This window comes from Lysinibacillus sp. Ag94 (assembly GCF_023242215.1).
GTDB lineage: Bacteria > Bacillota > Bacilli > Bacillales_A > Planococcaceae > Lysinibacillus.
In genome coordinates this window covers 1,671,283-1,693,733 of record NZ_CP096780.1, presented here as the reverse complement: position 1 = coordinate 1,693,733, position 22,451 = coordinate 1,671,283, and the positions used below count along the sequence as shown (strand labels likewise).

The window sequence follows — 22,451 nt, the reverse complement described above, 5'->3', positions numbered from 1 at the left end:
CCGATTAATTCTCTGTTACATTAATTTGCTACACCCTCAGTTACTATCTTCTTTTGTCCATAAAACTCTGGATGTGCTTCTTTTAAGACAGATGTTCGTAGCATTACTAGTGATATCGTCACGATAATGGCACTCGTGACAAGTAAAATAACCGTTGCTGGGAATGTATCGTACAAGATGCCGTATACGACCATACCAATCGGCATCATTGACATCGCCATTGTTTCCATTAATCCCAATACGCGTCCACGATATTCTTCTGAAATTAACTTTTGCATATAAACCATAATTGGCATGTTGACCCCCATCTCAAAAATAGCGAAAATAAAGTAGGTTACAATATAAAAGATTACAATAGCTAGATAGGATAAATTCGTTATTAATGGAACAACCGCGAGTCCTAAACTGCTAGCCAACAGCAATAAGCTAATTTTAGAAAAACGTAGTGGTGCCTTAACCTCTTTACGTGTTGCGAAAACGAGGGAAGCTACAAGCATACCAACTGCACCCGAAGCCTCTATAAAACCAAAATGCGTTGATTTTACTTTTAGTAATTCAATAATAATATAGGTCCCCCCTACAACGATGGCAGAGAAGAACAAATTAATCCATAATGAAATCCACATGATTGTTTTAACAACTTTTTGTTGCTTAATATAACGAAAGCCACTAGCAAGCCCAGCCCACATCTTTTCCTTTTCTACAGTAAGTTCTCTTGTACTATAGAGCGTAAAATTCATTGTCGCTTCTAAGCAAAAAGCAATTACATAGGCCACCATATGTACAAGCAAAAAAGCTTTCATAGAGAACAATCCATACATCATTCCACCGATTACTGGCCCACCAATTGCTGCCAATGACACTGACATTTGATTGAATGACATTGCTTTCTGTAGGCGTTCTGGATTTACTAGAGTAGCGATTGAGGAAGAAAATGTTACACCTGAAAAGGCCGAGCAAATTGTATTAAATACAGTTGCTATATAAATAGCATAAACCGACAAACCGACCATTTCTGTATAGAGTAGTAACCCCGAAACGGTCAATATCGTACCTGCCTGTGCGAATAAAATCGTGCGTTTCTTTGAATAATTATCAGCTACATACCCTGCCAGAGGCGCGACTAATGCACGAGGCAAAATGGAACATATCATAGTAGTAGCAAAACTCATCGCTGACCCTGTCAGTGCCAAAATATATAAACCTATCCCAAATGACAATACATGTGACCCTAACAACGAAATCATTTTACTAGTTGTGAATGTCCATAAATGGTACGTCGCCCTTTTGTATTTTTGCGCTTCATCCATCTAAAATCCCTCCATATTTTTAATTATTTTAAAAAGTTTAATTTTATTAAACAAAATATAACACAGCTCCTACTTTTCATACAAGAAAAAGTTTAATATAATTAAACAAAATGATATTGATGAAAAAGGAGGCGAGGCAATGAACTCTTTAGGCGCAAGAATTCGCAAATTAAGGAAGGAACAAAAATTAACATTAGAGGCACTTGCCGGTGATCGTCTAACAAAAGGAATGTTAAGCCAAATTGAAAATGATAAGGCCAAGCCTTCGATGGAGAGTCTAGAATATATTGCAGAGCGTTTACATGTAAAAGCAAGTGAATTACTTGAAGAAATAGCCCCTTCTACGATACGTCAACTTTTAGAGCAGGTGGAAATATTATATGCAGAAGTAGAGCTAGGTAAGAATACAGAAAATTTGCAGCAAATCAAAGAGATGATTATGCCTTATGTAGAACAGCTTCCTCTAAGCTATGAAGCTGGTCGTTTACTTTATATATATGCAGTAGCTCAATATCAGGCGGGATTAACGACATGGGAATCACCGCTTCAACAAGCACGCTTTATGTTTAAAGAAATTAATTTACTAAGTCATTGGTTTGAAACGTTTATATTACAGTCCGCGATATTCATGGAAGATCGAAACTATAAAATGGCTTATTCCTGTATCTTACAAGCTAAAGAAGAGGCTGAGCAAGAAAACTATCAATTAGATTCACGAGATGCTGGAAAAATGGCTTATTTTATTAGTGTTTATCAATTAGCAATAGGAGAACATGAAGCAGGTAAACAACTCGTTAAAGAGACAATTGCCAATGCACATAAAAATCAATTTTACTCTTATATCGATGATATGTACCGTATTGCAGCGTTTTGTGCCATGATTGACAATGATTTTGAGCAAGCAGAACATTTGATCAAGAAGCTAGAACAGTATCGAGTTTTTGCGGAACAAGTGGATGTAGATGCTTTTATTTTCACATTACGAGCACATTACTATAACAATTTCACTCATGATTATGAAAAGGCATTAGAAGAAATAGAGCGCTTTCGCCTACTTATGGATTTAGGATCGGTTAAATTTGATGAAAACCTATATTATTCTGAAAAGGGGAAATCCTTATATTTACTAGGTCGTTATGAAGAAGCAAAGGAAGCTTTTGAACATTTTACAAATGTTCCCCCATTCATCTTACATCCATTTGATATACTAGGCTTAAATGAGTGCTTTTCCTATAAAGCACTTTGCTATGCACATGTCGGTGAGTTAACAACCGCCTACGAAATTGCCAAAAAGGCCTATACAGATTCTCAAGATTTAATCGATCTGCCCTATAAAGAAAAAATCGAAGAAACGTATTATTCAATTAAAGCACAAATAAATTCGGTTCAATAAATAAAAGGGATTGCACATTTTAAAATTTATGGGCAATCCCTTTTTGACTTTTAGCTCGATTTATTTTTCTTCATTTCCTTCTGAATGTTGCGAAGGGCTTTTTTCGAGCCGCGCTCAATATCATGCTGAAGCTTACGTTCTTTATAATCTACAAACAATGTCTCTAAATCATATCCTTCTGGGTATAATTCTGTTGCCGGTAGCTCTAATGCCAATCGTTTAACATTTACCTTTACGAATTCTCCCTCATAGCACACGACAACATTATAGAAATTATCCATTTCTTGATAAACGATTCCAACGTCAGCATGATCTAACAGCTTTACACGATCTCCCTTTTTAAAGTCATACTTTACTTTAGCTCTCGCTTGCTCAAACTTCGGCTTTCTGATTTTACTATCATCTACTCGTTCTAGGAAATAATCCTTATTGTCGATATAGTCCTTCGCTCTTTGCAAAACGCTTTCACGGATATTCATTTTCTTAGAAATCCATAAAGCATTACTGTCTCCTGATGTTCCGATTACTAATTGATATAACGGCTCTAATGTTTCACTATTAAAACGCATAGCCGCATTCATAAAATCACTATGCATTTCAGAGAAACGCTTAATTTCACCATAATGGGTAGTTGCTACTGTCATGCAGCCCATATGATAGAACTCCTCTAAAATGGAAATCGCCAATGCTGCTCCTTCATTTGGTTCCGTACCACTCCCTATTTCATCAAATAGCAAAAGAGTATTATTATTGGATGCTCTCATAATATCCGAAAGATTTTTCATATGGGAAGAAAACGTACTAAGTGCATTTTCAATACTTTGATTGTCACCAATGTCTACAAAAACTTGATCAAACACAGCTATTTCAGTACCTTTATCTGCAACAATATGGAAGCCTGACATTATAGCCAATGTTAACAAGCCAATCGTTTTGAGAACAACGGTTTTACCACCTGCATTCGGTCCTGTAATGATCAAGCTACGATAGTCTTTACCAATTTCAAAATGAAGTGCCACCGCATTACCTGTTAACAGTGGATGCGTACAATTAACGAGCTTAATATAGCCAACATCATTTAAGCCCGGTTCTACGCCTCCAATATGCTTGCTAAACTTAGCTTTGGCAAAGACCATATCATATTGGCTAATTAACTCCATGTTGATATTGATTTCACGGATATTTTCCAAGAGCAGGCCTGATAATGTCGCCAAAATCTGATATTCCTCCACCGCTTCCTCTGCTTTCAAAGTAGCCAATTCCACATTTAATTTTGCTACTGTACTAGGCTCCATAAAGACCGTTGCACCTTTAGATGAAATTTCTACAATAGTTCCTTGCACATGATTTTTATAGGAAGCCTTAATGGGAATCGTGTATCGATCATCCTTTTTACTAATAAAGAACTCCTGGATATACGTTTTATTGGCACTATTATTTAAAAATTTTACTAAGCGGTCTTTAATTTTCTCCTCTGTTGTCTCGATATGATTGCGGATACGCTTTAAATCTCTACTAGCAGCTGAATCTACACGATTGGCTTTAATCGCAAAGTTTATCTCCTCTTCCACACTTTTAAATTCAGTCATCGAATTAGCATAGGATGCAAGTACTGGCGCAAAAAAATCCTTCTCCAGCATAAATTTTTTAATTTTTCTACAGCCTCTTAAAAAGTCTGAGACGCTAACTAATTCACTAGGGTCTAAAATTATCCCCTTTTCAAGTTTTTTAATGGTATTGTGAATATTTGATACTCCTAAAAACGGAACATGACCTTCCGCATCTAAAATTGCTCGTGCCTCAGTCGTTTCATTTAAACGATTTTTAACAACTGTCATAATTGGGCTCGGCGTTAATTTATCTAATAACTGTTTACCTAATCCACTGACACAGTATGATTTAACGATTTCCTTCAATTCATTGTATTGTAACTTCTCAAAAGTAGTATGATTCATTGTTAATGTCTCCTCACTATGATTTTTCCATAATCATTCATGAAGATACCTACTCAATAGATAGCAATGATTTTTTACGCAATTAAAAAAGAGAAAAAAGCTGTGGGGATCCCACAGCTTTTACATTACAAGGCATGTGTAAAAAAGCATCGCGAAAAAAACTTCAATCCATTATGCCTCGGCATAATTGCGTTTGCAGGCTTTAGGCCAACACGATGTTGGTCACTCCGTCGTTGCCATAGGACGTGGCGTTTTTAGACGGAGTTCCTCTAGCCGCTATTAACAGGGAAGTATTTTTCAGAGCATTACACGCTTAATAAAGTATTGTAGGTATCTTCATAGGTATCGAAATAAATCCATGACTAAATAAGGGGTCACTTTTATGACTAAATCCCCTGTCGTCATTCCATTTATTTCATTCAGTTGTTCCTATTTAGAACCTACCGCACTCATCAAAAGCACCTCTCATTAATTTATAATATTCATCATTGTTATCTAATTGATTGACGTTATATTACTATATGTTGACAAAAAAGTAAAGTTGCTTATTTTTGTCTAACAATAATTAACCTATAAATGGACAAACCAACAATTAAGCAAACTGTTCCAAGTATTTTAGTAACCTAATTAGGTATTTATCTAACCAAATTGCTCCATAGAATAGACTCACTTGACCAAAGCCTTCATCTTCATGTACTACTATCCTACCTAAGCTTTTTTACCTCTTTATTTTTAATACAAAAAATTTTTTCCTTCTTTACATAAGAACTAATATGACCTAATTTTTTAAATTTTTTATCGTACCATATTCTATTATTTAAATTATCTAGCCAGAAAGTTGCTTTTTCCAAGTCACCATTCTTCATAAAAACTTTTATAATTTTTTTAAAATGGGGGCTGTATTGAAATTCTTCACACTCTACGATAGTCATTCCTTTATGAAAATTATGGGAAGCCTCTTTATACATTTTTAATTCTGAGTATAATAGCCCAATATAAATATAGGCACTTGACATTTCCCTAATATCCAATGGTTGTTTCAAAGCATTCGTCATAATATTAATCGCTTTATTTTTCATAAAAAAAACATCATATAGATTGGCTTTTTTGACAATGCGATTATACGCTCTTGATGCTTTATCTTTTGGTAAATTTTTTATTTAGAATACCCCCTGTATCTTTCCCAGCAATATAACTAAAGCCGTCATTGAATATTTCTTTTCTATATAACTATCCGTTCTGTGCTTCATCTTCTTCCATATGACTTAGTTTTGCACAAAGATAACCAACTATATATTCTCTACTTGTCATTTCTTCTATATTTTGATTAGCTACTAGTTCTCCAATAGCTTCGGAAATAATATGCCATAATTCTGTGGTTTCATACTTTTTATATGGGTGATTCATTTTAATCTCCTTTTATTTGTATGATTTCCTAGTTTAAAATACCAAAAATATATTACCATACAACTATTTCATCGTTATAGTGCAATGTTTAGCAAAGATCCCTCAAAATATATTAATCCATCCAAAAAGGACCTGTAGAAAATTTCTACAAGTCCTTTTTTTAAGCAGATTTCTGATGAGCCCTTCTCGTTTCAATGATTTTCGAGCCTGAAAATAGTAGTAACGCTGCCCAAATAATGCTAAATGCTAATAGCTCTATTTGACTAAACGGTTCTTTATAAAGCACAATTCCTAAAATTAATACTATTGTTGGCGATACGTATTGAATAAAGCCTAATAAATAGAGTGGAATATTTTGTGCACCTTTTGCAAATAAAATTAATGGCACTGCTGTCACGATACCACTGACAATCATGAGGCTGTCTGTTGTCACATCAACATGTAAAAATGATGCTTGATTCGTTGTAAAAAGGTAAATATAGTAGCCTAATGCAAACGGTACAATAAATAACGTTTCAATAGCTAGACCTCTTGTCGCATCAAGCTTAATTTTCTTTTTCAGTACACCGTAAATGGCGAAGGATAAAGCAATAAGAAGTGCTACCCATGGGATTGACCCATAATTAATCGTTAAAATAATTACAGCGATAAAGGCAATTCCGGTAGCTGCCCATTGCGCACGACTAAGTGCTTCTTTAAAGAAAATAACGCCAAAAATAACTGACAGTAAAGGATTAATATAATAGCCTAAGCTCGTTTCAATTAAGTGGTTATGGGTAACTGCCCAAATATATAAATACCAGTTCATTGAAATAACAAAGGAAGCTCCTGCAAGCTGCCAAAAATGCTTTTGGTGTGACCACAAATATTTTAAGTCTGCGATAAGATCTTTACGCATTCCAAATACTATTACTGCTATTACTGTAAAGACGAAGGACCAAATGACACGCGATAATAAAATTTCCATACTAGGGACATGCTCAAGCAATTTCCAATAAAGCGGAAATGCACCCCAAAAAGCATAGGCTAAAAATGCCGCCAAAACCCCTTTTTTCTCATTTGACATTGCCTCTAACTCTCCTACTCCATATAAATCTATACGACATTCTTAATATTACCATTTAAAGAATAGACTTATTATAGGGCTTTGAATGGTGACTGTAAATGCCAAATTTTAATAAATTGGCATAAACAAAGTTACTCTTTCATTTCAGATTCAAGCTCAGAAATATATTTGCGTACCGTACTATAGCTAATATCAGGATTAATTTGTCGTTTTATGCGAATGTGGATTTCTTTAATGCCAACTCCCTGCTCACGCATATCGCGAATCATAGATTTTAAAGGACCTGACAGAGATTCCTTTGACAGAGCAGTATATTTACTTAATTCAATTAATAGCTCTGTATTTTGTCGGCGAATCTCCTTTAGCTCATTTACGACACAATTATATTCTGTTAGCTTTTTTTGTAAGACGGTGTTTTGCTGCTTTATTTTTTGCATGTCTTCCACAAGCTCAATATTTTTCTTCTTTAACACTTTTCTCTCTTGCTCTAAAATAGTGTGCTTTTCATCTAAATCTATATTCATGGCATTGTACAGCTCTTCTATTTGCATTAATTCTTGGTAGCGACTTTTTAACACGAGCATTAGGTTTTCTGTCGTATTGATTGCTAGCGCTCCATCCTTTAAACGTTCACATGATAATGAAGTAGGATTCATTTTGCTCATCATCTTTTAACCCCATGATTGATTATTTTATGTAATCGAATTGCATTGTTTAGCATCTTTCCTCTTCCCTCTTCTTTGATAATCATTCTCATTTACCTTATCATAATGAGGAATTTCTATTTTGTCAAAAAAAGCTTCTTGCAAAGTAAGATGCAAGAAGCTTTACGATTACATTTTTTTCAGTTTTTCATATTCAAGCTGCAGACGTTCGATACGTTTACGGCCTTCCTCTCGATTTCTTGCTGTTTCTGCTTGAATTTGCTTCGTTTCTTGAATACCAGACATAATTGTTTGCCATGTCGTTTCAATTGTTTCGATTTTAATGCTTGGGCTACCAGCCGCACGCGCGATATTAACACTATTTTTGCTAATATTTTCTGCATTTCGTACAAGCATTTCATTCGTACGACGGTCTAATTCACTCATTGAATCTGAAATAAGCTTTTGGCGTTTTAACGTCACCGCATGGATAAGCCCTTGCTTAAATATAGGAATTGTCGTCACAAACGCAGAGTTAATTTTAGCAATTAAATGGTTATTCCCTTGCTGCATTAATCGAATTTGTGGAGCAGATTGGAATGAAACTTGTTGCGCCATTTCTAAATCATAACGACGCTGTTCTAGTAAATCAACGGCACGTACCATCGTTTCATATTCCATTGCCGCTAATTGATCACCAGTTTGTGCTTTTTGCTCAAGTGCTGGTAAGGATGAACGTACTTCATCTGTTTTCACTTCAATTGCCGCGATAAATTTACTTAAAGTTTGGAAGTAATTTAAGTTTTGATCATATAAATTTTCAAGATCAATGGTATTACGTTTCATTTCACCTTCGTATTTTTGAACCTCGCGGAAAATGACATCCACTTCTTTGTTCATGCTGTCATATTTGGATAGAAACTTTTCTAATTGTTCCTTTCCTTTATTAAACAGCTTCGTAAGGAAGCCACCTTTTTTATCCTCTTCAAAATCTTGAGGATCAAATTTATCCATAATTCTATTTAAATTATTTAATAATACACTTGATTCCTCAAGCTTGCTTGTTTTCATCGTGGCTAGCATTTTATCTGAAAAAGTAGAAATACCATTCGCAGTTTCTTTTCCAAGCTCTAGCATAGCAATTTGGTCTTTCACATCAATTTTTTGTGCTAATGCATGAACCTCAGGATCTTGCTTTAAAGCAAGTTGATTTTGAGCGATTTGTGATAGCTCCTGCTCAGAAACAAGTACTGGTTTTTTTGGCTCTTGCTCCACCTGCAATAATGGATTAGGTTGTAGTAATGGATTTTCTGATGCAAATGGATCCTTTGATTTTAATAGGTCGTTGTCGAATTCAGACATAAAAGTTTTACCCCCTGCGATTTATCTCTTTTATTTACATACGATTCCAAGCTGAAAAAGTTTCATTTTAGTCAAGTTTTACAAAATAAGAGTCATTGAACTATTGACAAAAAGCTTTAATTGCTCAAGATCATTTAAGATTTTGCCAACTCATTTACGCATAGGTAGCTGCTGCTCATGTTTCACAAAGAACTGTTCTTTCTCCTCTTGTATCGCTAGGCGTTGACTAGGTGATTTTTTTAATCTTCAATCAATCTTGACTAACAAAACTACACCCTATTCTATAAATTATAGCTTGTTTCATTTGGAAATTCGACTGAAACCACGAAATATTTTACATAGTTTTCTAACACTAGTGTATTTTAGGACTTACCTCATGACATAGGGTTGATTCCTGCTCCGACTGGGCGCCATAACGATGAAAAAAGCAGCTGCTTACTGTTTTATTAAAAGTCAAGCGTTCAACAAAATCCATTGAAATATGTTAAACCTTTTATTGTAATTCGAAACGAAGTACATAACTTCTTTATGTGTTATCCCTCAATCCTTAACAATTAGCAACTGCAAAAACTCCATTTTGAAAAAAGATTGATCAAAATAGAGTTACTCTTTTTAGATAAGTCATGAAATTCCTCCTGTTTTGTCATACGTAACTCTCATAATTTGCTTTTAGTTGATTTTGTAATCTTGCTCTTATAATCCCAAATCCGTACAAATAATGAATTTTGGGTTTATACTAGTTTTCCGTGGAGGTGATGACATGAGAAAACAAAATAAGCCAAAGGGATCGAGGAAAAGAGAGGAGTTTTGTCAGCTGAACAAAAGATGAGTGCTGAAATTGATTAATGGAGGTATTTTATGAAAAATAACAATCATTTTAATTTTTACAAGCTTTGGCTAGGGCAGTCTATCAGTTTGTTAGGTACCCAGTTTACAATAGTAGCTTTACCTCTTTTTGCATTAGAGGTGCTAGAAACAAGTGAGGCGAATGCTGCCTTGCTTCGTGGGATTATATTCGTACCTTACCTAATTTTCGGATTAGTAGCAGGTGCTTTGATAGACATCCTTCATAGAAAAAAGGTTTTGCTAATTTGTAGTATATGCCAAGGCGTTTTATTTTTATCAGTATTCATACTGACTGTATCAAATATAATAACGTTCCCTTTATTGGTGTTTCTCATGTTTTTAAATGGAATATTCACCACTTTTTACAACATTACAATTCCTACTTTCTTACCTGAAATATTAACAGATAAAGACAACTTAAAAAAAGGAAATGCGCAACTAGCCCTTTCGGAGTCACTTTCTATAGTAATCGGTCCTATGCTAGCAGGAATCGTAATTACTCTAGTTGGATTAACAGGCATATTCACTGTTGACGCGGTAACGTATTTTGTTTGTTTTTTGTGTGTACTATTTATTTCAAGGTTTAAATCGCATACAGAAGGCACTTTAAAAAACGTAAATATAAAATCGATATATATAAACATATATGAAGGTTTGATATATTTCAAAAAACACCCTGTATTGGAACCAATTGTAAGTTGTGGCGCAGTTTACGGTTTTTTTAAATATATACTAAATAGCATTTTAGTAATATTCCTATATAAGGTAATGGGTCTATCTGAACTTGAAATTGGCTTTGTTGTAGGCTCTGCGGCTATAGGATTTTTAATAGGTAATACGATACTCGTCAAAAAAAGTCAACAAATTAATAACACAAAAATGCTTGTTTATAGCGCTACTGTATCAGTTATAGGCCTGTCCTCAATACCGATAATGGGATATTTTGGAACCGTATTCGGTATAGTAGCAGCAAGTATCATACATGGTATCGGAGAAGGTGTATTTGGTCCTTACGCTGCAACCATACGACAACTCGTCTCACCAAATCACATGCTGGGCAGAGTAAATGCTGTACAGCGTACGCTAAATTGGGGAGCTTGGGCATTAGGGAGTTTTGCTAGTGCATTTTTAGTTTCAATATTTGGGCTTCAAACTACGTTCTTTATAGGGGGCTTTGGAACAACATTGTGTTTAATAGTGTTGTTAAGGCGAGGCGTATCAAAAGGAACCAACATTGAATATATGAGTTCAATTTAGAGGAGATGATTATGATGTATAAAGTATCAAAAGGAACTGACATTGAAAATACACCACACATTTTATTTATAGGAGGATGGACAAAGCCTATACAAGATGCTTTAGACAGGGGGTATAATGTTTCCTATTTAGGCTCTTACACTAAACACATATATTTCGATGGAACTATCTTAGAAAAGTGTTTCTATAAAAAAGAAATAGATACAACAAACATACCCGTGTGTATCTACTATGCTGAAGAATTGTTCAAGGAGAAACCATTTGATCTAGTTGTATCTTTCAACGAGGTAGCCTTGGATACTGCAAGCATTATTGGAAAGATTTTTAATGTTAAAGGATTTTCTTACAACGCTAATATGATAACCCGCAATAAAAACATGATGCGTGAACTTCTAGTAGGCAAAAACTATTCGATCGATTCGATAATTTGCAACAACATAAAAGACATTGATGAATTTTTGCATAAAAAAGATAGTATTATAATAAAACCTCCAATTGGCGTAGGTGGTAAAGGGGTGTTAAAGCTAGACATAGGAGATGACGTAGAGATATTTATTAAAGATAACGATATTCAACTACCTATTTTAGGGGAAGAGTACGTTGAAGGTGACGTAGTTTATACGGTCGAAGCCGTTTCTTATAACAAAAAACATTCTATACTAGCCATATCAGCTGAAATATTTAAAGCGGATACGTTTTTAATAAACTATACTATTATGCCGGCACCTATAGATGAATCTCAAAAAAAATTAATCATTGAGAAAGTAATGCTATTCTTGGACGACATACAACTAGAAAATGGCATTACTCATACAGAAGTAAAGGTAGACAAACAAAATAGGCCTATTATCATCGAGTCTCAAGTTAGGATAGGTGGAGGTAATATTTGGAAAATGGTAGAACTAACAACCGGTATATCTCAATTTGGATACTATTATGATGCATTGGTTACTAAAAATATAGATGAATTTAGATGTGTGCCTTCAAAATGTCAAGCTATGTCTTTAAGCTTAATTCCAAAACCAGGTTGCTTAAAAGAAATCAAGTTTAAAGGGTTAGCTAACATTTCCGAGGTCGTATCGATTGATCTTTTAGTAAAAGAAGGTGACACCATACCAACTATTGTAGACAGTACTCACCGCAAAGGATATATATTATTTACAGCTAATGATATAAAACATATGTACGAAGTTGCAGATAAAATATGTGACAATTTAACGTTTGTTTATCAGGATTTGTCAGAATGGAAACCTTCTTTTAAAAAAATATTTTAAAAGAAATGTGGCACATACTAGTCTATGTCAAGAAAAAGGACAATTTGAACCACGTGTGTCTTTCCCTTATTTATTTTATTTCCTATTCAATATTCATCTGTATCAAAACTACAATATGCAATTCGTTGTTAAGAAAATAGAGGCACCTTTTAGTAATTGTTGGAAATTCGAATGATTTTTGGATCATCGCCAAAACGTGTGGTTGATTTCCGTTCCGACTGGGCACTTTGTTGCTGCCGCTTCGCTTTCGCACAGAAAAAACATTTGTTGCTGCCGCTGCGCTGCAGGGTCTCGGGCCAACACGATGTTGGTCACGCAGGCGTTATCACAGGATGTGATGCTTTTAGCCTTCGTTCCTCTATTGCATCCCCGAGAAGTCGCTCACTCCAATCTACTATTTACATAGTAGACGTTTTAACAAAAGTCATCCACAACTTTTGGTGATGAACCCGATTTTTATAAAAAGATTTTCTCTCAGTCTCTATATAATGAAAGAATCTACTAGACCGTAGAAGTAGAAAATTGATTTTTCTACCACGGCTTTCTTTGTTAAATGTAATAACATGCAGGGCGCACATAAAAAGCACATCACTAAAATTAAATTTAGTAATGTGCTTTTTTATTAAATGTGTAACATTATAAGTGAAACACTATAAGGCCTAATGTACAATTACTTGTACTTAATCTTACAGAGAATAGCTGCTTTCATCATGTAGTCACTTTTAGGACCGTTTTAATTTTCTTAATAACGCCACCTGAACTATATGTTAGTACGCTGCGTTTATAGAATGAAATACTGAATAAATAAGCAACAATAATTGTCGCTATTAAAATACCTAATGATAGAAGTGGTACCATTACGCCAATATCAGTAGCCCCGATACGCATCGGCATAATCATCCCAGATGTAAATGGAATATAAGAGAATATCTTAATGATAAGAGTATCCGGATTCCCCATTCCCGATAACATAACATAGAAACCAATTAATGTAATCATCATGGCTGGCATTAATACTTGACCTGCTTCTTCAACTTTAGACACTAAAGAGCCGAATAATGCACCAACAATTAAATAAAGAATAATTGTTAATAGTAAGAATAGCACGGCATATATCACATAACTAATCGATAATTCACTAACGATACTAGATGCCATATCCCAAATAACACCGTTTTTCGCAAATTTCGCATAGATTAGGAAGACAACTATAATAATACCCATCTGTGTTAATGCAAGTAATAATACACCAGCAATTTTTGCTTTAAAATGGGTAGCTGGTTTTACACTTACTAGTAGCATTTCCATTGCACGTGAACCTTTTTCAGTTGCAATTTCCGTTGTAATCATAGATAGGAATGTAGAAATAAAGAAGTAAATTAAAATACCTACTGCATAAGATACAAATTGTCCTGATTGTTTTTCTTCTTCGCTTTTACCACCTGTAGACTCTGTATTTAAGTTTTTATCAGTAATAATCGTTTTGGCATCCATAATTTGAGTTGCTTGTTCAGGCGTTAATGATAACTGTTGTACAGCATAATTTTGACCAGCAAGTTGCAGAATCGAATTTATCGCACCTTGATCATTTAATTTCAACGGAGTGAAAGTGGCAATTTCAGCATGTAGCTGTCCATCTTGATCTGTTATTTTAATGATTGCATCTAGCTTTTCGTCTTTGACCTTTTTCTCTAGCTCCGATATATTCGATTCATTTTGTATAAATTCCATATCGCCATTCGATACAAAGAGACCACTTAAATCAGCTGTCGTTTCATTGACGATTGCAATTTGTTGCGCTTGATCATCACCCGTAAAAAGCTCTTTAATATCTGACCAGAAAACTGCAACAGACATCCCAAGTATATAAATGCATGTCATTACAACAAAGGATTTTGATTTTATTTTTGATGTGTAAAGCTGTTTCATTAACAAATTAAACTTCGACAACGTTGCCACCTACCTTATCTTTAAAGATTTCATCTAACGATAAATAATCTAAGCTGAATTTTTCTATATATTTACCATTGGAAAGCTTCTCGAAAATGCTTTGTGCATAGCTCTCATCCTCTAGAGTGAGCACCGTTTGCTCTTTCTCCACACGAACATCTTTGACTCCCTCTAGCGTTAACAATTGAGTTGTCGACCATTCTGTACGTACTGCCAATCTAGTTTTTCCGTATTGTTTCTTTAAATCTAGTAGACTACCTGAAAACAGAGAGACTCCTCGTTTTAATAGACAAAGATGATCGCATAGCTCCTCTACATTATCCATCTGGTGACTAGAGAACAAAATCGTTGTGCCCTGTTCTTTTAAATGCAATATTGCATCTTTCAGTAAATCTTTATTTACAGGATCGAGTCCACTGAATGGTTCGTCTAGTATTAAGAACTGCGGTTTATGAATAAAGCTAGCAATCAATTGTACTTTTTGCTGGTTCCCTTTTGACAACGTTTCAGCCTTATCTTTTCGTCTTTCATCGAGCTCAAATCGGTTAATCCAATAATCAATCTCCTTCTTTAACACCGACTTCTTCATGCCACGTAGCTCGCCAAAAAAGTAAAGCTGATCTTCTACCTTCATCGTCGGAAAAATGCCTCGTTCCTCAGGTAAATAGCCAAGTACATCACGGTTGATGGCATTAACGGGTTTGCCATCCCACGTAATTGTACCCGCCGTTGTCTCCTGTAAATCTAGAATCATTCGGAACGTCGTTGTTTTACCAGCTCCGTTTTGTCCTATCAGCCCAAAAATCTCCCCTTTTTCAATGGTGAAATTTAAGTTGTCCACTGCTGTGAAGTCTTTGTATTTCTTCGTGACACGCTCTAATTGTAATGTCATCCTTTTTCCTCCTACGCTTCGAATATATGTATTTCCTGTTGTAGTCCTTTTTTACGTCTTTCAACCTTCAAAATTTGCATACACATAATTATTACGACTACAAAATTTAAAAATGATAATCCCGTATTTAAGAATCTTTCCGTTGATTCACCAAGTCCAATATAAAGATTGATAAATCCAATTAATAGATTAAGAAATGCGACGGATATAAAAAGACGACTTATTGATTTTAAATACTTTATTTTCGAAGAACTATCTGAAAACAATTCAAATGGACCTTCTGATTTCTTTTTACGGTAATAAGCCCATACGCCAAATTTTGAAACAAACTCAATATTCATCGTGTCTAAAAAATCATAGTAATCCTGGTTTTTGCCTTTGACTAGTTCATTACGATAAATATATTGACCTGGTTCCCCTTTTTCAAAAATAAAATATCCCACCATTGTACGCTTTAGATGCCAACCTTGCTCCGCCATATCATTTACCCACGCTTCTTCCTTTTCATAATCGAGAAAAAAACGATACACTCTTTTTTTCATAAAGTCCCACCTCCAATCTTTAATCGTATAAAACTGATGCGAACTCCTGGTTAAATATGCGCTTTGATAATCGTCTATTAATTATTTTTTCTGATTTCCCAGAAAATAATTATGAGGCAAATACGAAATCCCATACTTATGTAGCTTTCTAATTGGCATTAATGGAACAGTCTCCTATACTAATCTGTAAACAGATCTAAATCCTTCTTCAATTTATTGCGCACACGAACAAGTTTTAATAATGGAATAGAAAAAAACACGACTACAAGAATATTAGTGATATTCATTGATAATTTCATCCAGTCTATTGCGTGTGTTGAAAAAAACCCACTCAGACCAATTAGTCCTATAACCAAATTAAGAAGGATAAGCGATAGTAGCAAGGAAATTCTTTGGGACAGCTTATTAACTTTATTTTTCTTATCAGAGTAAAGTTCAAAAGGTCCATCATTTGCTAGTTTCCTAAAGAAGACGAGATTGCCAGAACGATCTACCTGTTCAATTCCTGAGGACCTCAGAAATTTAAAGTATTCGTCTTCATACGAAGCACCGTAGCGCTCTAATTCGTCATGCCGATAAATATAGCTACCTGGTTCCCCACGTTCGAATGTGAAACGTATCCAAGCGAACTTTTTTAAATGCCAACCTTGTCTTGCCATATCGTTAACCCATTTCTCAATATCATACGGGTTAACAGCCAATCGATATTTATTCATTTGTTCCATCCTCCCTCGTTATACGGATGCCGTTGTCAAAAAGTTCCCTTAATCTCAAAATTTCGTATTCAACGACTTTTTTTCCATTCTCTGTAATGATGTACTCCTTTTTTCGTCCATCACCGTCAAGCGCCTCAATCCATCCTCGCTCGAGTAAAGTTTTAATAGCTCCATAAATCGTCCCCGCTCCAAGCCGAACACGACCATCACTCATTTCCTCTACCAATTGCATGATACCGTAACCATGTCTTGCATCAAATAAAGCTAATAAAATATAATAAACGCCTTCTGTTAATGGCGGGTGCTCTTGCGTCATACAAATCCCCCTTTTTTATATCGTCCAACAATATATCGTCAGCTGATACAATTAAAATATATCAGCTGACGATATAGTTGTCAACATTGTTTTTCCATAAAAAGTTATTCAATTATTCTCCGGCATAATTGCTTTCGGAAGCTTTTAGTCAAAGTGCGCGTAGTGTAGCAATATATTTTGATTCTCTTCGCGTTTCCTGGATACCCGAACATTTCAGCAGTTCTTGGCATCAACAAGGCAATCTGGTCATCTAAACGTTTCCTGATTTCGCCTGTCCTTCAATATTTATATTGCGTTTGAAATTGTTATATGCTAGCATGTAAGTAATTACTTGCATGAAAGGAAGAACGCTATTGTCAACAAAAAGCACCGTAGAACGAATCACTGAAGCAGCTTTACAACTCATTAGTGAGAAGGGCTATACTGCGGCGACAACGAAAGCTATCGCTGAATTAGCAGGGGTCAATGAAGTAACAATTTTTCGCCACTTCGGAAACAAGCGTGGTATTTTAAAAGCCATTATTGAGCAATTTTCCTATTTCCCTCTTTTACAGCAAGAGATCAATAAAAATGTTACATGGGATTTGGAAACGGATTTACTAAACTTCTCTATCAAGCATTTTAACTTTTTAATGTCTATTAAAGACTTTGTCATGATCGGCTTTAAAGAAGCCATGCAGTTTCCTGAGATTAATGAAGAGATTGCTAATATCCCACTGCATATTAAAAATGAGCTTATTCATTATTTTCAGGAAATGCATGAAAGAGGGAAAATGAGAGAGATTGATTTCGAAGCAGCAGCGTTATCTCTTATTGCTGTTAATTTTGGCCATTTCATGTCACGTGCACGCTTAGGAACAAATGTTTCTCATATGCCATCTGAAGAATTATTAAAAACAAGTATTTCAATTTTTTCTAGGGGATTGACTCCCTAGAAAAAATTTTTCCTATCAATGCAAGTAAGTACTTACTTATATCGGAGGTTTATTTATGAATGGTTTACAAGCTTTATTTAAAGTTCGAGAAACTTATATTGGCATCGTCATCACAATTGCATTTCAGATCATTTTCTTTTCCGTATGGATGACCGCCTATGATGGTCTCAATGACCGAACAGACAATTTAAAAATTGGACTAATTAGTGAAGATGCAGAGATGGGGCAACAAGTAGTAAATGAAATAAAAGCCACCCTACCTTTCACATTAGAAAATTACACTTCTCTTGACAAAGCTGAGCAAGCATTAAATCGACGTGATATCCATATGATTATCCATATTCCAAGCGATTTTACGAGTCAATTACAAGCCGGTAAAGAGGCTGAAATAATTTACGCTATTAATCAAGCAAATGCTAGTATCGCAAAAAACATGATGGATGGAATAGCCAAACAAGTAACTGAGGAAATTAACCATAATATTTATCCTTTACAACAGGGCAAAACCATTGAAGCATTTTCTCAAAAGTTCTCACAGCTTCCAATGGAACAAAATACTGCGCAAATTAACGCAGCCGTTGCTACCACAATTATGAGTGTAAAGGATCGTGCGATAAATTCTACTATTATTAAAACGAATAATGTTGAAGAGTTTGCTGCAAATTTTGTGCCATTGATGGTTATTATTTCGTCATTTGTTGGTGCAATGGTCATGATTATGCAGCATCAGCAGGCTGCACAACTTGTGCAACATACAATTTCAAAGTGGCAATTGTTCCTAGCAAGACAGCTTATTAATATTGGTGTTGCCTTTTCCCTTCCACTATTAACGCTTGCCTTAATGCATCTATTTAACATTTCAAGTCAAGTAAATTTTTTATCAGTCTATCTTTTGCAAGCATTAATGTTCTGGGCTTTCCTCTGCCTAGCACAAGCCTTTATCATCATTTTTGGCAATCTGGGTATGATTTTTAATATTTGCGCTCTTTCTATGCAGCTTGTTACTTCAGGTGCTCTAGTTCCACAAGCGATGCTATCTGATTTTTACAATAAACTAGCGTCGCTTCTTCCAGCTACTTATGGAGCTGATGGCTATTTCACCATTATTTTTGGTGGAAGCACTGATAATTTAATGAGTGATTGTAGCTCGTTAGGAATGATCATTGCTGTAACATTGACCATTTCTACTATCGTCGTTGCTTTTAAAAAATCAAAAGTACAAAACGAACACGAGCAGGTAGTCCCTGCTACTATTCAATAAATAGGTCAAAAAAGCGATGTACTAATGAACGAATTAGTACATCGCTTTTAGAGTTAAAAAATAAAATGGTAAAGGGTATCATTATGTATATGATAGAGCTAAAATGAAGATGATTTTCGTTCCAGGCTTGCCCATCAACATAAGAAGACACTATTTTGCGAAGTGCTTGATTGGAGTAGAGACTAAGCGACTCCTTGGAGATTAGCGATATAGATGAACGAATGCTAAAACTGAAATCACCCCCTCGTTTTGCAAAAGAGCTGTGCTGTACATTAATATGACACCTTAATTCATACTAGTTATGACAAATGAGTGCTATTCGCCTATTTATTCTACACTTCTAATCAACCCTTCATCACTTTTCACCAATTTGTAAAATACCGGCAAGTTGTTTATTTAAGGTACTTACGCTATCTACAAAATCTTGACGATACCATTGAATGATTAGGCCAATGATTGCGTTTGCTTGGTACGCACTATAATACTCAATCGATATCTCATCATGTACTTTATTATGGAGTGCGATATCTCTTTTTAGCAGAGCAAAAATCCCATCAAATAACATGTAATAGTATGTCAGCGGCACATTCTTGGAAAAAACAATACGATAGAACATTTTAAAGCGCTCAATATGATGAAAAATACGAATAGTATTTGGATCTATTTGGTTTTTATCCAATGTTGTTACTGCACGGTACGGTTCTTCATAGGAATTATTCAAATCCCTCATAATTTCCTGAAAGTATTCCTCAAATAGGCCTTCCTTTTGCTCATAGTGCAAGTAGAAAGTACCCCTATTTACCTTTGCGACCCGACAAATTTCTGCGATTGTAATGTTTTCTAAAGGCTTCTCACTCAATAACGTTAGTAAAGCATTATGTAATGCTTGCTTCGTTTTGACAACTCTTAAATCGTTAGCGCCCAAATTTTTTCCCCCTTACTAAACAGATTTTTTAGATGTGTTGATTACTGAACAGTTCTTAGTATTTTGCGCATTGAAATCGCTTACAAAATTATTATATTATTTTAATGAACACATGTTCAATATTTAACATTTTATATCCTCGAAATCACTGGAACAAACGCTAGTGAAAGAACATAAATTATAGGAGGTTTTTGAGATGAGATTAGACGATAAAGTAGCTATCGTAACAGGTGCAGCATCAGGTATGGGTAAAGCCATTGCAGAGAGCTATGCCAAAGAAGGAGCAAAGGTCGTAGTTTCTGACTTAAATTTAGAAGGTGCACAAGCAGTTGTTGCGGGTATCCAAGCAGCTGGTGGCTCAGCGATCGCTATTCAAACGAATGTTGCCTCAACAGAAGACTTACAACGCTTATTTGATGAAACAAAAAATGCTTATGGCAAATTAGATATTCTAGTGAATAATGCTGGTATTATGGATGGCATGGAGCCAGTCGGTGAAGTTTCTGATGAACGTTGGGACAAAGTATTCGCGGTGAATACAACTGCCGTAATGCGTTCGATGCGTATGGCAACAGAGATTTTCCTTGCTCAAGGACATGGAGTCATTGTAAACAATATCTCTGCTGGTGGTTTATATGGCGCTCGTGCTGGGGCTGCCTACACTGCTTCTAAGCATGCTGTTGTTGGTCTAACAAAAAATACAGCATTTATGTATGCAGATAAAAATATACGCTGTAATGGTATCGCTCCAGGTGCAGTGATCACAAACATTGCCTCTTCCATGACAAATGTGAGTCAAACAGGTGCAGCTCGCCAAGCACTAGGTTTAGCTATTAACCCACGTGCAGGACAACCTGAGGAAATTGCTCAGCTCGCTATATTCCTTGGTTCAGATGAAGCAAGTTTTGTCAACGGACAAGTAATTACTGTAGATGGTGGCTGGACAGCTTACTAAGCTTCACCATACGAAAAAGCACGCACATAAAATCATTGTGCGTGCTTTTTGATAATTTTATATTTAAATTTTTTCCACTCTTCTTGCTGGGAATAAGCATCCTATAAAAGCACCAATTAACGCTGGTAATATCCATCCTAAGCCCATGTCGTAAAAAGGTAATAAGTTGGAATAAGCTTTTTCAATCGCATCAAAAATACCTAATTTCGCTGTAGGAATGCTACCTACTAACGCTTTATAACCATCAATTACACTAATAAAAATTGTAAAAATCATAGCAATCGCATATACCGTTTGCTTATTTTTAAATAGTGATGAGCATAATGCAAGGACAATTAAGACAATTGCTAGCGGATATAAGAACATCAGCACTGGAATAGCAAACTTAATAATATTCGTTAATCCGAAATTGGCGATTGTAAATGACACAACGCACAATAAAAAAACAAACCATTTATAGCTTAATTTTGGGAACACTTCGTGGAAAAATTCACTACAAGATGTGATTAAGCCAATACTTGTCTTTAAACAAGCAAGGACAATTATAACTGCTAATAAAATAGCCCCGTATGATCCAAAATAGTGATCTGCCACTGCGGCAAATATTAAGCCACCGTTATCAAATGTACCAATAGCTTCAATACTCGATGCCCCCATATACGTTATTAAACCGTATATTAACGTCATTAATGCCATGGCGAAAATACCAGATTTCCACGTTGCTTTAGCAATTTCCTTTCTATCTGATATTCCTGCGCTTTTAATTGCGTTAATTACAACGATACCAAAAGCTAATGAGGCTAAAGCATCCATTGTGTTATAGCCTTCTTTAAAGCCTGTCATAAATGCCGAATCAATATAATCTCCAATTGGCTGCTGGAAATAGCCCATCGGTTTTACAATACTAATAATAATTAAAATAAATAACACAATCAAAAATGCTGGTGTTAAATATTTTCCGATATAATCCATAATTTTCGCTGGATTCAATGAGAAATAAAAAACGATGGCAAAAAATACGAAGCTAAATAAAGCAAGTAAAAGTGTTGTATGCTCCGCTTGTATATACGGTTCAAAGCCAACAACAAACGGAACTGTCGCTGTACGTGGAATCGCAAAAAAAGGACCAATCGTTAAATAGAGGGCTAATGAAAAGATGACGCCGAATAATGGGTGAACACGGCTCGCTAAGTCACGCAATCCGTTGCTACCTGATAAACCGATAGCTAAAATGCCTAAAAACGGTAAACCGATAGCTGTTACTAAAAATCCAATTAAGCCAAACCAAAAGTTAGTCCCTGCTAATTGTCCAAGCTGAATTGGAAAAATAAGATTGCCTGCTCCAAAATACAGTCCGAAAAGCATTGTACCAATGACTGCATATGTTGAAAAAGGTATTTTCTGTTGCATTTTGATGTACTCCTTAGATGTATTTAACCATTGCA

20 protein-coding genes are annotated in these 22,451 nt (G+C 35.2%); 6 read left to right on the top strand and 14 right to left on the bottom strand.

The annotated features are described in order from the left end of the window. Nucleotides 1–20: 20 nt before the first annotated feature. A complete protein-coding gene (locus MY533_RS07655; protein ID WP_248718621.1) occupies nucleotides 21–1,310 on the bottom strand; it encodes an MFS transporter in 1,290 nt (429 codons plus the stop codon). 139 nt (nucleotides 1,311–1,449) lie between these two features. Between MY533_RS07655 and MY533_RS07650 the strand changes: the two genes are divergently transcribed. Continuing rightward, complete coding sequence (locus MY533_RS07650; RefSeq protein WP_248718620.1) at nucleotides 1,450–2,703, top strand: helix-turn-helix domain-containing protein; 1,254 nt, start codon at nucleotides 1,450–1,452, stop codon at nucleotides 2,701–2,703. Nucleotides 2,704–2,753: 50 nt separating this feature from the next. Here MY533_RS07650 and MY533_RS07645 read toward each other — a convergent pair whose 3' ends face one another. From MY533_RS07645 to MY533_RS07620, 6 genes are all read right to left on the bottom strand, one after another. Further along, complete coding sequence (locus MY533_RS07645; protein ID WP_248718619.1) at nucleotides 2,754–4,658, bottom strand: endonuclease MutS2; 1,905 nt, start codon at nucleotides 4,656–4,658, stop codon at nucleotides 2,754–2,756. A gap of 704 nt (nucleotides 4,659–5,362) precedes the next feature. After that, entirely contained in the window at nucleotides 5,363–5,737 is a 375-nt protein-coding gene (locus MY533_RS07640) for a hypothetical protein (protein ID WP_248718618.1), read from the bottom strand. A 151-nt stretch (nucleotides 5,738–5,888) separates the two neighbouring features. Next, nucleotides 5,889–6,065, bottom strand: coding sequence for a hypothetical protein (locus tag MY533_RS07635; RefSeq protein WP_248718617.1), 177 nt, complete (start codon nucleotides 6,063–6,065; stop codon nucleotides 5,889–5,891). Nucleotides 6,066–6,225: 160 nt separating this feature from the next. After that, nucleotides 6,226–7,131: an EamA family transporter RarD gene (gene rarD / locus MY533_RS07630; RefSeq protein ID WP_248718616.1), complete on the bottom strand. Its 906-nt coding sequence runs from the start codon at nucleotides 7,129–7,131 to the stop codon at nucleotides 6,226–6,228. Nucleotides 7,132–7,262: 131 nt separating this feature from the next. Next, on the bottom strand, nucleotides 7,263–7,799 hold the full coding sequence (locus tag MY533_RS07625; RefSeq protein WP_248718615.1) for a hypothetical protein: 537 nt from the start codon (nucleotides 7,797–7,799) through the stop codon (nucleotides 7,263–7,265). 165 nt (nucleotides 7,800–7,964) lie between these two features. Next, the gene (locus MY533_RS07620) at nucleotides 7,965–9,137 is read right to left on the bottom strand and encodes a toxic anion resistance protein (protein ID WP_248718614.1); all 1,173 of its coding nucleotides are present in this window, start codon (nucleotides 9,135–9,137) and stop codon (nucleotides 7,965–7,967) included. An 858-nt stretch (nucleotides 9,138–9,995) separates the two neighbouring features. Here MY533_RS07620 and MY533_RS07615 point away from each other — a divergent pair. Both MY533_RS07615 and MY533_RS07610 read left to right on the top strand, forming a co-directional pair. Beyond that, nucleotides 9,996–11,240, top strand: a complete 1,245-nt coding sequence (locus MY533_RS07615) for an MFS transporter (protein WP_248718613.1) — start codon at nucleotides 9,996–9,998, stop codon at nucleotides 11,238–11,240. Nucleotides 11,241–11,254: 14 nt separating this feature from the next. Further along, the gene (locus tag MY533_RS07610; RefSeq protein WP_248719174.1) at nucleotides 11,255–12,514 is read left to right on the top strand and encodes an ATP-grasp domain-containing protein; all 1,260 of its coding nucleotides are present in this window, start codon (nucleotides 11,255–11,257) and stop codon (nucleotides 12,512–12,514) included. A gap of 708 nt (nucleotides 12,515–13,222) precedes the next feature. Here MY533_RS07610 and MY533_RS07605 read toward each other — a convergent pair. The 5 genes from MY533_RS07605 to MY533_RS07585 form a co-directional block, all read right to left on the bottom strand. Beyond that, nucleotides 13,223–14,473: an ABC transporter permease gene (locus MY533_RS07605; RefSeq protein WP_248718612.1), complete on the bottom strand. Its 1,251-nt coding sequence runs from the start codon at nucleotides 14,471–14,473 to the stop codon at nucleotides 13,223–13,225. Continuing rightward, nucleotides 14,451–15,356 carry an ABC transporter ATP-binding protein gene (locus MY533_RS07600; RefSeq protein WP_248718611.1) on the bottom strand — a complete coding sequence of 302 codons (906 nt, stop codon included), beginning with the start codon at nucleotides 15,354–15,356 and terminating at the stop codon, nucleotides 14,451–14,453. The genes MY533_RS07605 and MY533_RS07600 overlap by 23 nt, the downstream gene beginning before the upstream one ends. A gap of 11 nt (nucleotides 15,357–15,367) precedes the next feature. Further along, on the bottom strand, nucleotides 15,368–15,898 hold the full coding sequence (locus tag MY533_RS07595; RefSeq protein ID WP_248718610.1) for a DUF2812 domain-containing protein: 531 nt from the start codon (nucleotides 15,896–15,898) through the stop codon (nucleotides 15,368–15,370). Nucleotides 15,899–16,077: 179 nt separating this feature from the next. Beyond that, on the bottom strand, nucleotides 16,078–16,614 hold the full coding sequence (locus MY533_RS07590; RefSeq protein ID WP_248718609.1) for a DUF2812 domain-containing protein: 537 nt from the start codon (nucleotides 16,612–16,614) through the stop codon (nucleotides 16,078–16,080). Continuing rightward, nucleotides 16,607–16,930, bottom strand: coding sequence for a PadR family transcriptional regulator (locus MY533_RS07585; RefSeq protein WP_248718608.1), 324 nt, complete (start codon nucleotides 16,928–16,930; stop codon nucleotides 16,607–16,609). Before MY533_RS07585 ends, MY533_RS07590 begins: the two co-directional genes overlap by 8 nt. 353 nt (nucleotides 16,931–17,283) lie before the next feature. On the opposite strand from MY533_RS07585, the gene MY533_RS07580 reads away from it, so the two are divergent. After that, nucleotides 17,284–17,865, top strand: coding sequence for a TetR/AcrR family transcriptional regulator (locus MY533_RS07580; RefSeq protein WP_248718607.1), 582 nt, complete (start codon nucleotides 17,284–17,286; stop codon nucleotides 17,863–17,865). 55 nt (nucleotides 17,866–17,920) lie between these two features. Beyond that, nucleotides 17,921–19,126: a YhgE/Pip domain-containing protein gene (locus MY533_RS07575; RefSeq protein WP_248718606.1), complete on the top strand. Its 1,206-nt coding sequence runs from the start codon at nucleotides 17,921–17,923 to the stop codon at nucleotides 19,124–19,126. Between the two features lie 355 nt (nucleotides 19,127–19,481). On the opposite strand, the gene MY533_RS07570 is transcribed toward MY533_RS07575, so the two are convergent. After that, a complete protein-coding gene (locus tag MY533_RS07570; RefSeq protein ID WP_248718605.1) occupies nucleotides 19,482–20,051 on the bottom strand; it encodes a TetR/AcrR family transcriptional regulator in 570 nt (189 codons plus the stop codon). 196 nt (nucleotides 20,052–20,247) lie between these two features. Between MY533_RS07570 and MY533_RS07565 the strand changes: the two genes are divergently transcribed. Then, nucleotides 20,248–21,006: an SDR family oxidoreductase gene (locus MY533_RS07565; RefSeq protein ID WP_248718604.1), complete on the top strand. Its 759-nt coding sequence runs from the start codon at nucleotides 20,248–20,250 to the stop codon at nucleotides 21,004–21,006. A gap of 63 nt (nucleotides 21,007–21,069) precedes the next feature. Here MY533_RS07565 and brnQ read toward each other — a convergent pair whose 3' ends face one another. Continuing rightward, complete coding sequence (brnQ, locus tag MY533_RS07560) at nucleotides 21,070–22,416, bottom strand: branched-chain amino acid transport system II carrier protein (protein ID WP_248718603.1); 1,347 nt, start codon at nucleotides 22,414–22,416, stop codon at nucleotides 21,070–21,072. Between the last annotated feature and the right edge of the window lie 35 nt (nucleotides 22,417–22,451).

Bases quoted from the DNA above. Each gene is read 5' to 3' on its own strand.
- MY533_RS07655 (WP_248718621.1), bottom strand. From the start codon at position 1,310: ATGGATGAAGCGCAAAAATACAAAAGGGCGACGTACCATTTATGGACA.
- MY533_RS07650 (WP_248718620.1), top strand. From the start codon at position 1,450: ATGAACTCTTTAGGCGCAAGAATTCGCAAATTAAGGAAGGAACAAAAA.
- MY533_RS07645 (WP_248718619.1), bottom strand. From the start codon at position 4,658: ATGAATCATACTACTTTTGAGAAGTTACAATACAATGAATTGAAGGAA.
- MY533_RS07640 (WP_248718618.1), bottom strand. From the start codon at position 5,737: ATGAAAAATAAAGCGATTAATATTATGACGAATGCTTTGAAACAACCA.
- MY533_RS07635 (WP_248718617.1), bottom strand. From the start codon at position 6,065: ATGAATCACCCATATAAAAAGTATGAAACCACAGAATTATGGCATATT.
- rarD (WP_248718616.1), bottom strand. From the start codon at position 7,131: ATGTCAAATGAGAAAAAAGGGGTTTTGGCGGCATTTTTAGCCTATGCT.
- MY533_RS07625 (WP_248718615.1), bottom strand. From the start codon at position 7,799: ATGATGAGCAAAATGAATCCTACTTCATTATCATGTGAACGTTTAAAG.
- MY533_RS07620 (WP_248718614.1), bottom strand. From the start codon at position 9,137: ATGTCTGAATTCGACAACGACCTATTAAAATCAAAGGATCCATTTGCA.
- MY533_RS07615 (WP_248718613.1), top strand. From the start codon at position 9,996: ATGAAAAATAACAATCATTTTAATTTTTACAAGCTTTGGCTAGGGCAG.
- MY533_RS07610 (WP_248719174.1), top strand. From the start codon at position 11,255: ATGTATAAAGTATCAAAAGGAACTGACATTGAAAATACACCACACATT.
- MY533_RS07600 (WP_248718611.1), bottom strand. From the start codon at position 15,356: ATGACATTACAATTAGAGCGTGTCACGAAGAAATACAAAGACTTCACA.
- MY533_RS07595 (WP_248718610.1), bottom strand. From the start codon at position 15,898: ATGAAAAAAAGAGTGTATCGTTTTTTTCTCGATTATGAAAAGGAAGAA.
- MY533_RS07590 (WP_248718609.1), bottom strand. From the start codon at position 16,614: ATGAATAAATATCGATTGGCTGTTAACCCGTATGATATTGAGAAATGG.
- MY533_RS07585 (WP_248718608.1), bottom strand. From the start codon at position 16,930: ATGACGCAAGAGCACCCGCCATTAACAGAAGGCGTTTATTATATTTTA.
- MY533_RS07575 (WP_248718606.1), top strand. From the start codon at position 17,921: ATGAATGGTTTACAAGCTTTATTTAAAGTTCGAGAAACTTATATTGGC.
- MY533_RS07565 (WP_248718604.1), top strand. From the start codon at position 20,248: ATGAGATTAGACGATAAAGTAGCTATCGTAACAGGTGCAGCATCAGGT.
- brnQ (WP_248718603.1), bottom strand. From the start codon at position 22,416: ATGCAACAGAAAATACCTTTTTCAACATATGCAGTCATTGGTACAATG.